6 protein-coding genes are annotated in these 14,507 nt (G+C 71.5%); all 6 read right to left on the bottom strand.

Going from position 1 to position 14,507, the window contains the following annotated elements:
• Positions 1–94 precede the first annotated feature (94 nt).
• On the bottom strand, positions 95–1,693 hold the full coding sequence (gene rlmD, locus Pla163_RS04575; protein ID WP_145184262.1) for a 23S rRNA (uracil(1939)-C(5))-methyltransferase RlmD: 1,599 nt from the start codon (positions 1,691–1,693) through the stop codon (positions 95–97).
• Positions 1,694–1,704: 11 nt separating this feature from the next.
• A complete protein-coding gene (locus Pla163_RS04570; protein ID WP_145184258.1) occupies positions 1,705–2,958 on the bottom strand; it encodes an alanine racemase in 1,254 nt (417 codons plus the stop codon).
• Positions 2,955–4,061: a tetratricopeptide repeat protein gene (locus Pla163_RS04565; protein ID WP_145184255.1), complete on the bottom strand. Its 1,107-nt coding sequence runs from the start codon at positions 4,059–4,061 to the stop codon at positions 2,955–2,957. The genes Pla163_RS04570 and Pla163_RS04565 overlap by 4 nt, the downstream gene beginning before the upstream one ends.
• A 159-nt stretch (positions 4,062–4,220) precedes the next feature.
• Positions 4,221–4,778: a tRNA (cytidine(34)-2'-O)-methyltransferase gene (locus tag Pla163_RS04560; protein WP_145184253.1), complete on the bottom strand. Its 558-nt coding sequence runs from the start codon at positions 4,776–4,778 to the stop codon at positions 4,221–4,223.
• Between the two features lie 8 nt (positions 4,779–4,786).
• Positions 4,787–11,986: a tetratricopeptide repeat protein gene (locus tag Pla163_RS04555; protein ID WP_145184250.1), complete on the bottom strand. Its 7,200-nt coding sequence runs from the start codon at positions 11,984–11,986 to the stop codon at positions 4,787–4,789.
• Between the two features lie 10 nt (positions 11,987–11,996).
• The gene (locus Pla163_RS04550; protein ID WP_145184247.1) at positions 11,997–14,492 is read right to left on the bottom strand and encodes a VWA domain-containing protein; all 2,496 of its coding nucleotides are present in this window, start codon (positions 14,490–14,492) and stop codon (positions 11,997–11,999) included.
• Positions 14,493–14,507 lie beyond the last annotated feature (15 nt).

Here is a 14,507-nt window from a genome sequence, read left to right as displayed (position 1 = left end):
GCTGCCAGCCGACGGTACTCTGGAGGTGGGGGGGGGCTGTCAAGGCCCTGCCAGGGCTGGGGGTGGTCCGGCCCGCACGGTCGAGCTCCGCTGCTCAGCGTTCGAGCAGGAACACGCCCTCGAGGTGCGGTGTGTGCGGGAAGAGGTCGACGAGCGCCGAGCGCACGAGTCGATACGCACCGCGCCCGTCGGCCCCTTCCTGGGTGAGCAACGGCACGAGATCGCGCGCCGCACTGTCCAGGTGGCACGAGACGTAGACGAGTCGCGGCGGCCCCACGCGCACGAGCGCGTCGACGGCGTCCTTGTGGAGACCGGCGCGCGGCGGATCGACGACGGCCACGTCGGGTGCGGGCCAGTCGAGCGCACCGGCAGCGGCACGCACCAGGAGCTCGGCCGCGTCGGCCACTTCGAAGTGCGCGTTGGTCACACCGTTGCGCACCGCGTTGGCGCGCGCGTCGGCGATGGCCTCCGGCACGAGCTCCGCACCGAACGCGCGCTCGAACCGATCGGCGAGCGCCAGAGCGAACAGGCCCGCGCCGCAGTAGAGGTCCCAGAACACGCCGCTCGGCGTCGCGCGACCGGCCGTGGCGAACTCCGCCACCGTCTCGAACAAGCGCTCGGCCTGGGCCGTGTTGGTCTGGAAGAACGAACGCGGCGAGATCTCGTGTTCGAGCCCAGCCAGCCGTTCGCGGATGCGTCCCGAGCCGTGGAGCACGCGGTCCGTGTCGCCGATCGCGACCGAGCTCTGCCGGTCGGTCGCACCGTGCACGAGCGTCGTGATCTCGGGCATGTCCTCGACGAGTGCTCGCCAGTAACGTTCGAAGCGCGGCGCGAGTTCGCCATCGCGGTCCAGAGCGCACGAGGTCACGAGGTACACGAGCCACTCGCCGGTCGCTTCGCCGCGCCGCACGACGAGGTGTCGCAGGAAACCTGTGTGATCGCGGAGGTCCCAGGGTTCGAGCTCGAGCTCCAGCGCTCGGCTCCGCGCCGCCGTGACGATGCGGTCCCCCACGGCACCCTGCAGGTGACAGGCGCGCACGTCGAGGCCCTTCTCGAAGCGTCCCGGCGCGTGCAGTCCGAGTGCGAAGTTCGGGTGGCGGCCGTCGTCGTCGCTCTCGAGCCAGCGGCGACTCGCGAATGTGAAGTCCATCTTGTTGCGATAGCGCCAGGGATCGTCGGCTCCGATCGGATCGGGGAGTTCGAGCCCGAACGGCTCGAGCGGCCGGAGACGACGCCGCGCGATCGCACCCAGCTCGACGAGCTGGCGCGCGTAGTCGAGCTCCTGGAAGCGACAGCCACCGCAGTCGGCCGCGTGTTCGCAACGGGCCTCGACCTCGTGGGGCGAACGCTCGACGAACTCGAGCACGTGCGCCTCGACGGCGGATCGTCGCCGCTTCGCGACGCGCGCCCGCACGCGCGCACCGGGCAGCGTGCCGAGCGGGCCGCGCCGCAGTGTCACGGAGTACGCCCCGACGGATCCGATCGCGTTTCCGCGTCCGTCGAAGCCGCGCACGTCGAACTCGATCACGTCGTCGCGGCGCGGCATGCGCGCCGCGGTCGGATCGCCGGCCCACATCGGTCCAGGGTCGCGATCCGTCGCCACCGCAGCCGAGCCAGTCGCACCCGCGTCGGCTCCAGCCTCGTCGCTCGCCTCGTCGCTCGCCGTCGCGTCCTTCTCGCTGTCGTCGTTCACGCTTGCCTCGGTCACTGCCGCTTCCGACGTTCGCCGCCGGGCGCCACCCCGCCGTCGGGAGAGCCTTCTGCGCCGAGCAGTCGATCGAATGCTCCGGCGATGCTGTGTCCGCGGGCCGCGATGGCGGCGAGACCGACCACTCGGCCGCCTTCGATCAGGACGGCCTCGTCGTAGAGATTCACGGTCGTGCACACGTGGCGCGGAACGAGCCACAGGACACCGCCGCGCGGAGGCAGTTCGGCCGGTGCCGCGCTGGAGGCATCGAGCGGCAGGTGTTCCTCGCTGGGCGTCGCGGGCACGAGGCGCGGCCAACCGATCACCACGGCGACCGGCGAACCCGCTTCGGCCGAGACGCCCTTCGATCCGGCGTCGCAGGTCACGCGGCCAGGTCTGGGGCAGCTCACGACGCGCGTCGCGACCAGCGCCGCCGGCCGGAAGCCGAGCGCGGGGTTCTGCTCCTCCGAGCGCGCGTCGTGCAGGACGACGGTCCCCGGCGAGACGCGGTGTCGCGTCGACTCGAGCGCGGCGAAGCCGTCGAAGCCGAGGGCAGCGGTGAAGGACGGCGTCCCGCTGGTCACGAGCTCCGCGACGTGGATGCCGCGCGACCGGAGCTCGAACGTGAGCGCGAGCAGTTCACCGTAGCCCGCGTGCGCCGCGCTCTGGCGCTCCATCTCGTTCCCGGCGTGGTGCCCGTCGTAGTAGTGCAGTCCGCGCAGTCGCGCACCGGCTGCGCGCGCGACCTCGAGCACACGTGACGCGAGACCGGCGGCGAGTCCCGTGCGATCCTGACCGGGATTCAGGTCGACGAACAGACCGATCGGCTCCGGCCAGCGCGCCACGTCGTCCACGCTCTCGACGAGGACCGAGACCGTGCAGTCGCCGTGCTCCCGCGCGAGGTCCGCGATGCGACCGACCGCGGGTCCGTGGTGCGGATAGGCGACGAGCAGATCGATGCTCTCCCCGCGAGCGCGCGCGTGGCGCAGGAGTGCCCGCGCCTCGTCCACGGTCGCACACTTGAAGTTCCGCACGCCCGCGGCGAACAACTCGCTCCACAGGCGGGGCGCCTTCGTGGTCTTCAGGTGCGGTCGCCAGCGGTCGACGTCGCCCTCGAGCAGCTCGACCATGCGCGCGAGATTGTGGCGCACCACGTCGAGGTCGATCACCAGCGCGGGCGTGGGCAGCTGGTCGAGCACGCTCGCGTCCAACTGCGGCGCGACGTCGTCGAAGAGCGCGGCCCCGAGGACGCTGCGGTCGCCGGGGCTCACTGGCCGTCCAGCTCCGACAGGAGTCGACGCGACGCGTCGTCGTCCGTGTCGTGCTCGAGCGCCACGTGCAGCCAACGTCGCGCGTCCGCCGTCCGACCGATGTGGGCGTACAGCCGCCCGAGATCGGAAGCGATCGGCGGCCACAGGTGCGCGTGGGCCGAGGCCTCCTCGAGGCGCCAGATGGCGTGCTGCAACAGGCCTTCCTGCTCGGCCATCTGCGCCCGCAGCCAGAACGCGCGCGCGCCTTCGTGGCGAACGGGCCGGATCGCGCAGGCGCGTTCGAGCGCACGGTGCGCCTTGCGCTTGTGCGACAGCTCCCACAGGGCCTCGCCCATCAACGACCAGCCGCGCGGTTCCTCGGGATCGATCTCGATCGAACGCCCCGCCAGTCGCATCGCCTCGCGCGGATCGGTGACGCGCAGGGTCTCCGACAGACCGTGCAGCGCCTCGAGACACTCGTCGTCGAGCTCGAGCGCCCGCGCGAAGCACCGGCGCGCGGCCGTCGCGTTCTCCTGCAGCCAGAACAGGGCGCCAAGTTCGCAGAGGGCCTCGACGAAGTCCGGGTCGCTGACGAGCGCGCGCTCGAGGAATCCGCGCATCTCGTCCTCGCTCTCCGACAGGTGCCGCGCGAACAGGAGCAGCAGCTCTTCGTTCTCGGGCTCCAGCTCGAGCCCGCGCTCGAGCTGGTCGACGGCTTCGTCGTAGCGGCCCTGACGCACGAGCAGGCTGCCGTACTGGCCGTGGAGGAACGCGCTCTCGCAGGTCATCAGCGCCTCGGCCAGCGCCTCTTCCGCAGCGTCGTCGCGGCCCTTCTCGAGCAGGCTGTAGGCCAGTCCCGAGTGCGCCAACGGATCGAGCGGGTCGAGCTCGACCGCGCGCTGGAACGCGGCGTGCGCCTCGTCGATGCGCACGCGCTGCAGCTCGAGTTCGCCGAGGTAGACCCACACGCGCGGACTGGCGTCGCCGCGCTCGAGCGCCGCCTGGATCACGCGCACGCCGTCGGCCAGGAGTCGCTCACGCTCACGGGTGTCGCCGCTCACGGAACACAGCGCGCGTTGGAACGCGGCGGTGCACTCGATGAACGTGGTCGACTCGGTCGTCATGGCAGGAACGTGGTCCGCGCACACAGGTCGCGGAACCGGTGTCGAGGACAGTGTCGCAGGCGGTGTCGCAGGCGGTGTCGCAGGCGGTGTCGGATCGGGACGCGGCGCGCGAACGAAGTCGCGCGGGTCGCCGAAGCGCGGTGCCAGCGACGCGCGCGCTCACGGTTCTGGGTGGCGCGCGACGTCGGTGGGCCGCAGTCCGTCGGCCTGGCGTGGATGGGGAGAGTGGACGCCGTCGTTGTCGGGCAGGGGGAGCCCGGCGGCGACCATCGCAGTGTACAGGCCGACGCAGGCCGCGCTCGCCAAGTTGAGACTTCGTACGCCTTCGCGCACGGGGATGTACACGCGCCCCCGCGCAGCGCGTTCCAGGAGGTCTTCCGGCAGCCCGTGACTCTCGCATCCGAAGAGCAGGACGTCGTCGGGTCGAAAGCGGGACTCGAACAGGCTGGTTCCGCCCCGAGCGCTGAACGGGCGCAGCCGATCGACGAGGTCGCGGTCCGAACCGCGGGAAAGGTGTGCCGCTGCCGCACCCCAGTCGCGGTGGACGAAGAGGTCGACGAGCGGCCAGTAGTCGAGTCCCGCGCGCTTGAGGTACCGATCCTCGAGGGAATAGCCCAGCGGCTCGACGAGATGGAGTCGGACCCCCGTCGCCGCGGCGGTCCTCGCGATGCAGCCCGTGTTGTGCGGGATCTGGGGGTGGACGAGCACGATCTCCATGAGGCTGCTCAGTAGGCCTCGTCTCGAACGCCGCGCCAGTAGGCGGCGCGCGCCTCGTCGCCGGTCGCGACACACAGGGTCACGAGCTGGTCGAGCAAGGACTTGGGCAGCGTCCAGGTACCGAAGTCCTCCGCCAGGGCGAGTCCCGCGGCCTCGCCCTCGAGGTCCCAGGCGCGCCAGACCGCGTCCGACACCCGGTCGCTGCGCAGGAGGCGCGCCTCGGCGTAGGCCGCCTCGAGCGGGAGCACCGCGCGTTCGCGCCCCGAACGGACCGCGCCGTCGAGCACCCACAGGAGCGACTCGGGGTGCGTGCTCGCGAAGCGTTCCAGCCCTGCGACGGCTCCGTCCACCGCGTCGACGTGCGCGCTGCCCGTCAGTCGCCACAGAGCGAGCCCGAGCGTCCGCAGACCCAGATCGATCTCCATCTCGCCACGCAGCAACAGGTCCCGGAGCGCGTTCGATGCCGCGGCGTACCAGGCGCTCGGATCGGCGAAGGCGGACGCGGCATCGGACCCGGGCTCCGGGAAGAGACGGTGCTGGTCCTGCAGGCTGAGCGAACCCGTCGTGCGCACGCTGCCCGACTCGTCGAAGTAGACGACGCCGAACATCGCGTCCACGGTGGGATCGAACTCGTGCTCCACGAGCGCGATCTCGAGCAGGCGCGCAGCGCGTTCGACGTCACCCGCCTTCGCGCACATCTCACAGGCGACGAGTGCCGCACTGCGGTTCGGCTGCTCCTTCCCGTCCCAGGCGAGGAGGCTGTCGATCGTCTCGCGACAGCGTTCCACGGCCTCTGTGGGCGGCAGCTCCTCGAGCCACGTCCGCAGCACGACGTTCACGTACCCCGCGTCGGACGAACTCCACGGATCGTAGTAGGCATAGGGGTCGTAGGCGCTCTTCAGGTCGATCGGCCGCATGCGCTCCAGCACGGAATCGATGGCGGCGACGCGCGCCTCGCCCTCGAGCGACTCGCGGACGGCCTTGATCAGCGACTGGAGTCCGGCCGGTGTGACCGAGGACTGGCCGTTCGCATCGAAGACGACGAAGGCACCACCGAACGGGTCCGAGCCGCCGGAGAGGCTCGCGAGCGACGCACACCAGGGCAGCAACCGCTCGGCCCACTCGGTGCGTCCGCCGCTGGCCAGGAGGCGCGCGAGTTCGACGAGGCGCGCGGAGTCGGTGGGTCCGGTGTTCGCGAGCAGTTGGTCGAGCACCGCCCGCACGTCCTCGCGTTCGGTCCCGTGACCGGCGAGCAGGTGCTGCAGCAGGAGCTCGAGTTCGATGCGTCCCGCTCGCTCGGCGTCGAAGCGTTCGATCAGGGCGTCCAGCGCGCCGTCCGCGCTGAGGATACGTCGGTCCCGTGCCGCGATGGCTTCGAAGATCGGACCGCAGAAGTCCAACTGCTCGGGTGTGCGGGTGCGCAGCTGGCGCTCCATCTCGGCCCGGCCTTCTGCGATCTCGACCAGGACCTCGTAGGTGCCGTAGGTCTTGGCGACGGTCTGAGCGGGTGGATCGCGCAGGTCGTCGAGGCCGCCGCGCTTCTTGCGCTCGGCGGTCGCGGCCGGTGCAGCGTCCGCGTCGCTCGGCGTCTCGTCGGCTTCGATCCCTTCGTCGTCCTCGGACGCGAGCTCCTCGGCGGCTGCGTCGAGCACGTCGACGCTGTCCGCGTCCGCCGTGTCTTCGGCCGCACCGTCGTCGGCCGCACCGTCGTCGCCTTCAGCTTCGGCTTCGAGCGCGGCCTCGGCTTCGGCCGCCGCCAAGGCCGCCGCTTCGGCCTCGAGCGCGGCGCGCCTCTCGGTCGCCGCCTCGGGATCGATCACGTCGAGCACGTCGAGCGGCACCTCCCCCGACCAGCGCTCGGGAACGCCGTTCCAGCCGCCGAAGCCAGCGTTGCCGCCGAAGAAGAAGAACATGTCGTCGTCGGCGGGGAAGCTGCGCCACATGCGCCGGAAGACCGCGCGCGCGAGCTCGAGGTCGGGCGCATCCGCAGCGAGTTCGCCCGCCATCGTGGCCAGGTTCGCGCGCGGCGCCTTCTCGCCCCGTTCGTCGTCCGCCTCTTCCTCGAGCTCGAAGAACGTGCCGTCGTCCATGACGACGAAGCTGCCGCCACCACTCGAAACGGCGATCGTCGCCGTCGACGAGCCGCCGAGCGGGGCCGCCGGCGTCATCGCGACGGCGGGCACCGAGCTGCTCGACGTCGAGGAAGGGGCGCTCGACCCGGTCGCCGTGGATCCGGAAGACGGTGATCCGGAAGACGGTGATCCGGACGACACCGGTGGAACCGTTGTGAGCGACGCGGCAGCGGAAACCGAGCCGCCCACGGGCGTGCCGATCGTCGCGACGGCGCTCCCCTCTTCCGGGTCGACGTCGTCGGCCTCCTGCTCGGCCTCCTTCTCGGCCGCTTCCTCGGCCGCCTTCCGCGCGGCGCGTTCGGCCTTCTCGCGGGCGCGGCGCTCCTTGCGCGCAGCCTTGGCGAGCTCGTCCCAGCGCTCCTCCTCGACGGGGTTCTCGAGGTCCTTCCAGAAGCGCGCGACGCCCTTCAGCGCGTCCTCCGCGGCTTCGCTCCCGGGCTCGGCCAGCTCCGCGATCCGCTCGAGCACGGCGAGTCGTTCCCAACGGGCCGGCTCGTCGCGTCGCAGCGCAGCCGCCAACTCGCCGAGCACGTCCACGTCGTCGGGCCAGCGCTCGGCCGCCCAACGGTGGAAGCGCAGCGTCCCGTCCTGCTGGAACGCGCGGCGGTACAGCACGAGACAGCGACTGCGGGCGTCCGCGAGGTCACCGGTACTCTCGCCGATCTCGATCTGCCGCTCGACGAGCGCGTCGAGGCTGTCCGGAAGAAGCGCGGCCTCGGCGGTCTGGATCGCCTGGCGCAGCTCCCAATCGTCGTCGTCCACCTGGACCCCGTCCTCGTACAGCGAGAACATCAGGGCCAGCGCGTCGTCGCGGCGTCCGAGCGTACACAGCGCGCCGATCCGCGTGCCGAGGTACTGCGGTCCGTCGCCCCACCGCGCGCAGAACTCGTCGATCAGGTCCAGCGCGAGCGCCGGGTCGTGCTTCGACTGCCCGAGCTGCTGCAGCGTGTAGGTCAGCCACTGGGGGTTGTCGACCTTCGCCACGGCGTCGCGGAACGCGCCGCGCACGAGCTCCGCCGCACCCGCGGCCAACGGGCGATCCATGCCACCCACGAGATCCAGCAGGAAGTCCGCGCGACTCGACTCGGGCACCTTGACCAACGTGCGGCGCAGGACGCCCGCGAACGCCTCGTCCGGCAGAACGCGGAAGAACGGGTACACGGCCCAGTAGCCGCGAGACTCGAACGCGCGATCGACGAGGTCGACGAGCTGTTCGTCCGTAACGAGGTCGCGACCGCTGCTGTCCTCGAGCTCGAGCACGAGATCGAGCATGCCTGCGGCGCGCGCGTCGTCGCCGAGCACCGAACGGGTGACGTGGTCCTCGAGCAGCGCGCGGTAGTCCTCGGGCAACGCCTTGGCGGCCAGGGCCAGCGCGCGCCGCACCTCGTACGAATCGGTGCGCGCGAGACTCCGATCGATCCACAGCCGCAGGACGCGGAAGCGCACCTCGGTGTCGTCGATCTCGCAGGCCGCCGAGAACAGGGCTCCGGGGTCCAGCGCCTCGGAGGCGTTCGGGTCGCTCAGGATCGCGAGCAGCAGCGCACGCAGGTCCTCGCTCGCGCCATCGGCCACGAGCCGCGGAATACGCCGCACCGCGACTCGGGCGTCGAAACCTTCCGACGTGTCGAGCGTCGCTCCGGACGCCCCCCCCGCGAACTGGTACGCGAGGGCCTCGCGCCGTTCGGCGGGCACGTCGGCCTGCTCCCACAGTCGTCGCGCCGCTCCCTGGAAGCCCCAGTTCGTGCGCGCCGACACGAGTCGCGCCAGGAGTCCCTCGTCGCCCGGGAAGCTGCGAATCAGATCGAGGTCGAACGCCTCGACCTCGAACGCGAGCCCGGTCGAGAGGGCCAGCGAGCGCGCGAAGTCCGCTCGGCGCGCGACCCGTGGGAACTGGGCCAGATCGCGGTCCGCCGAGTCGGCTTGCTCGAGCGTCGCCGCCAGTTCGGCGTGCAGGAGCGCGATCTGGTCCCGGACGAGCCCGCGCAGCGCCTCGCGATCGCGGCCGGCCGTGAGCAGCCCGGTCCGACAGCGCGTCAGGTACTGGTCGTAGTCGTCGACGTTCCGAGCGCTGAAGAAGTTGAAGGAGTTGTCGCTGCCTCCGACCGCCACCGACTTCGTCGCCACGAGCGGCTGGCGCGACATGAGCAGGTCGATCGCCCGCGAGTAGTAGGTCCACGCGGACGCGTCGTCCCCCACCTGTTCGTGGATCTCGCCCAGCTTCGCGAGCAGCCCCACGTCGGCATCGCGACCGATCAGTGCGCGGCTGTAGGCGTCCTTCGCGCGCTCGAGGTAGAGCTGCTGCTCGAAGATGCGGGCCACGTCGAGTTGGAAGGTACTGGCCTCCTGGAGCGAGTCCGCGACCGCGAACGTCCGCGCGGCGCTGACGACGTCGTCGGCCTTCAGGAAGGTCTCGCCCAGCTGGAGGTAGACGTCGGGCGGAACCAGTTGGCCCGAACCGACCAGACGCCGTCCGAAACGCAGGACGCGATCGCGCCGGGTCGACAGGTCGAGGAGCTCGCGCAGGAGCGACACGCGCCGCTCGGCCGCGATCGGTAGTGCGCCTTCGAGCGCACGCACCATGAACTCCTCGTCGTCGAGCTGTTCGGACAGGTCCGCGACCAGCTGGTACAGGTAGGTCTTGTCGTCGCGGCTCGCGATCCGCTCGAGCGCACAGCGCCGCGCCCAACGCAGCGCCCGTTCGCCGGCCTCCATGTTGAGGAGCCCGTCGATCGCGATCGTGAACAGGTCGTCCTGGTCCGCGCGCTCGGCGAGGTACTGGAACATCCCGACGGCGCGGTTGCGGTCGCCGAGGTCGCGCATCACGTTCGCGAGCAGGAGGAAGTTCTCGATGCGGTCGGGGTTCGCGGCGATCCCGCGGCGGTAGGCGCTCGCCGCCTCCTCGCGCAGACCGGCCAACGCCAGGACGCCGGCCTCGAACTCCGCACTGTCGGTGCCGCGCTCGGTGCGGACGAGTTCCTCGAGGATCTCGCGCGCCTCGCGCGCCTGGCCGCGTTCGAGCGCGCTCATCGCCAGCTGGCGCAGGTAGTCGGGCGCGCCTTCCGGGTCGACCTCGATCAGCTCACGCAGCGTGCGCTCGTAGCGGTAGTAGTCGTTGCACTGGAGGAAGATCCGCGACTTCTCCTCGAGTTCGGTGCGCTTCGAACCACCCGAGCTCGCGAGGAACATCTCGAGCACTTCGGTGGCCGAGACGGCGTCCTTGACGCGGCTGTAGAGCTGGACCAACAGGCCCGCGTCGCGATCGTCGGCCTCACCGGCGGCGAGCTTGGTCTCGAGATCGATCGCGATGTCGGCCAGGACGCCGAGGCGCGACGCGACGGACATCAGACGTTCTTCGACGTAGCGGCGGCGACCGGGCGAATCGACGCGCCGCCAGAGTTCCGTCCACAGCGCGAGCGCGTCGTCCTCGCGATCGACCTCGGACAGGAGCCACGCGAGGCGCATGTCGAGGTCCTCGGCGCGTCCTTCGACTCCGAGAGCTTCGCGCACGCCTTCGAGCACTTCGACCGAGCGCTCCAGCGCACCGATGCGTTCGAATGCCTCGGCCAGGGCGAGGCGTTCGGGCGCGTCCGCGGGGGCGGTGGCGTGCATGCGCTCGAGCTGCGCCAACGACTCGTCCAGGCGGCCGCGTTGGCGGTGCATGTCGCTGGCGAACAGCATCGCCCCGAGCGGTTCGCGTCCGGCGGCGATGCAGACCTCGCAGGCTTCGAGCGCCAGATCGTCGAGTCCGAGGCCGGCCATCGATCCCGCCGCCGTGAGCAGGTAGCGACGCAGCTTCGGATCGGTCAGGTAGTCGGCCCAGACGGCGCGCGCTTCGTCCGCGCGCCCCTTCTCGAGCAGGAAGCGCGACAGTCCTTCGCGCCAGATGATCGACGCGGGGTTCGCGGCGATCAGGCGCGCGTACTCCTGTTCGAGCAGGTCCTCGCGCCCCCACTCCCGACACAGGTCGAGGAGCTGACGACGCACTTCGTCCACCAGGTCCTCGTCGGCGCCCGCACTGGCCTCCTCCGACGCGCGGAACCAGTCCATCGCCTCCTCGAAGCGACCCGTCTCGCGCAGGAGCTCGATCCAGACCTGCGTCGACTCGTCGCTGCGCTCGGGGTCGGACTGGATGCGTTCGATGAGGGCCTCGAGACTCTCGTCGAGACGGTGCGCTTCGACGAGCAGCCCCAGTGCGTAGCGGCGGTCGCGCCGCGGGCCGGCGCTGTGGACCGCGTCCCAGGCCAGTTGCTGCGCGCGCTCGGGCTCTTCCGCGGCGAGCGCCCACTCGGTCAGGCGCAGCTGGCGGCGGAAGGTCTCGGCGCTCTTCTGCTGCGCGACGTCGCCGACCTGGAACAGCTCGAGCGCCTCGGCGAAGCGCCCGTCGAGCGAAAGGACGATCGCCGCCCGGTTGCGCTCGTCCTCGTCCCGCGCGGCGCGCGATCCGAACTCGACCAGTGCTTCGGCGGCGGCGTCGTCGCTCTCGTCCGAGAGTCCGATGGGCAGCATCGCGAGGCGCAAGCGCAGCTGGCCCTCGAGCGCCGCGGAGGGATCGGCGTCGAGCGCCCGTTGGTAGCTGTCCTTCGCGCTCTCGCGGTCGTCGAGCGCGTCGTGCACGCACCCGAGCGACCACCACACCGCGGCGTCGTCCACGGTCTCGGCCAGGTCGCGCAGTCGGCGGCGCGCGTCGTCCAGTTCGCCGTCGTTCCAGGACAGGTGCGCCTGCAACCAACCACAGCGCGCACGCAGCGCGGCGTCGCTCGTTCCGTCGAGGGCGAGGTCGTCGAGCGCCGCCATCAGCGGACCGATGTCGGACCACTCGAGCATCGCGAGCCGATACAGCTCGACGTGCGCGTCGGCATCGAAGCCGCGTTCGAGCGCCACTTCGAGCGCGCTCGCGAAGGCGGGCGGAAGGTCGTCCCGGGTCGCTCGGTACGCGGCCGCGACCGGCGCGCTGGAGCACAGCGCGGGCGCGGGCGCGGTCACGGCGGACGCCGCCAGACCCGTCGCCACGAGCGGAGTGGACAGGGCGACGATCGGCAGCAGAAGGCGGACAGCGGTCGGAACGGCGAACTTCATCGAGTGGACTTCATCGAGCGGACGCTCGTTGGGAGGCGGCGCGGCGCGGCAGTCGCCGCAGCAGGACGTCGACGAGATAGAGCAGGACGGCGAGCAGCGCGAGGAGCGGGGCCAGCGAGCGAACGGCGCCGGTCGTCGTGCGCGAACCGAAGCGCAGGCCGGTGGTCGCGAGCGAGCCGCCACCGGTGGCAGCCGCGAGACGATCGAGGTCGAGCTGGTCGGCGGGATCGACGGCGACTTCGGGAACGCTCGCGGACGGCACCACGAGTCGGCGGTCCTCGACCATCCGTGCGCCCGCGTCCGTGTGTCCCACGCCGAGCCACAGCTCGCGCTCGGGATCGCTGGCGAGACGCGCCTCGAAGATGCCGCGGCCGACCTCGACGAAGTCGAACGCGCGGTCCTGGGACGTGCGCGCCGCGGGCCGCACGTTCGCGTTCGCGCCTTCGAAGCGCGCCGTCGCGAGCACCACGACCTCGTGGCCCTGACGCCGCGCCTCGAACCGGTACGGGCCGTCGTCGGGCGACGCGCAGCGGGCGAGGAAACGGCCCATGAAGCGTCCGTACTCGGGCCAGTCGGACCACGGTTCGGTGCCGCTGCCGACCGGTTCGGTCATGAACGCACCGACGCGCCCGGCGCCCCACATCCACGAGGCCGCGAGCGGTTGCCCGGTGTCGGCCACCTGGAGCGTGACGTCCGCACCGGGGCGCGCTTCGCTCTCCACGTAGCCGGCGATGTCCGGCAGGTCGGTCGGACGCTCACCACCCCACCAGACCGATCCGCCGCGCGCGTCGACGGCGTAGTTGCCCGTGCGGTACGAGGGCAGCTGCGCGCTCGTCGGCTGCTTGAGCAGGACCTCGGGGATGTTGAACCGGTTGGGGACCGAGTAGAAGCGGCCCTTGCCCCAGTTGGCGATGTCGACCAGGAACTCCGAGTGCAGGTTGCCGCCGACCAGCACCGTCGACACCGTCATCCCCTTGTCGGCCATGCGGCGCAGCAGCGGTTCGAACGCGCCGCGCTCGACGCCGCCGTCGGTCAGGACGAGCACGTGCTTGTAGCGCGTCTCGATGTTCTGGAGCCCGTAGTAGGCCTCTTCGATCGCGGGCAGGATGACCGTTCCGCCGCCGGCGTCGAGGCGGTTGATCGCGCGCTCGATCTCGATGTGGTTCGAGGCCGGTTGGATCGGCGCCGCCCAACGCTTCGCGCCGTAGAACTCGACGAGACCGACCTTGTCGTGCGGCAGGAGGCGCTGGATCGCGAGGCGCGCGACCTCCTTCGCGAGTTGGACGCGCTCGCCCCCCATCGAACCCGACGTGTCGATGATGACGACGAGGGTCGTCGACGGGTCGCGCTTCTCCTCGCGCTGGACGAAGTCGACCGGCAGCACCGCTTCGAGCGCCGTGTCCGCGTAGCCGCCGGGACCGAAGGCCGCGGAACCGCCCGACATGACCAGTCCGGTGCCGCGCTGCTCGACGCGCTCCGCGAGTTCCTCGAGCAGTCCTTCCGGCAACGCCTCGGCGGGCATGTCGTCGAGCACGACCAGAGGCGCGTCGCCGAGCAGACGCTCGACCGTGCCCGCGGCATCCTCGTCGAGGCTGCCGTCGTCGGCGCGCGGTGACGTCCGAACGTCGAAGCCGGCGCCGAGCAGCTGGCCGAGCGCCTCGCCGCCGCCCTGGATGCGCCCGCCGAGATAGGCGACGCGCAGCGGATCCTGCACGGCCAGCGTGGCCTCCGCGACGCCGCCAGCGGCCACGACGCGCACGGCGACGAATCCGGCGGTGGGCGGCTCGAACTCGAGCACGGCGTCGAAGCGACCGTCCGCACTGGTCGCGAACGCTTCCGCCAGGACGCCGTCGCCGCTCTCGAGGCGCACGCTGTCGGTGGCCCCGAGACCGCGCACGCGCACGCGGCCGGTGTGTCCGACGCGCAGGGTCCCGAGCGGCTCGATCGAGAGCGGCAGACCGTTCGGCTCGGTGGCACTGGTGCGCGACACGAAGGTCGGAATGCCGCGTTCCGCGAGAGCCTGGGCGCCGGCCGCGAAGTCGGACCGGGTCGCGCGCGCATCGGTGAACAGCAGCACCGCGCCGGGGACGCCGCTCGGCACGAGTCCGCCGGCGGCCTCCAACGCGGCTCCCAGCGGCGAACTGGAACCGTCGCGCGCGAACGACAGGCGCGCGTCGAAGAGCTCCGCGTCCTTGGGGCCGAGTTGCACGGCACCGATCGTCACGAGCGCTGCGCGCCGAGCGCCGCGCACGAAGTCGCGCACGCCCTCGGGAAGTACCGGCGCCGCGGTCGCGCTGTCGCTCGCGTCGAGGACGACGACCGCGTCACCGCGTTCGACGCTGGTGTCCACCACCGGACGCGCGAGGGCCAGAACGACCAGCACGAGCGCGGCCGCGCGCAGGAGGAACGCCCGCAGGTCGGCCCGGCCCGTGACCGCGCGGGGCCAGAACCACAGCGCGACCACGAGCGGCAGCAGCCACAGGAAGTTGGGCTCGAGGAATCGCATCGTCGTTCGTGTTCG

The sequence above is a fragment of the Rohdeia mirabilis genome (assembly GCA_007750655.1).
In the GTDB taxonomy this organism is placed as follows: domain Bacteria; phylum Planctomycetota; class UBA1135; order UBA1135.
Note: the sequence above shows the minus strand (reverse complement) of the source record. Positions and strands in the feature narration are given on the sequence as shown.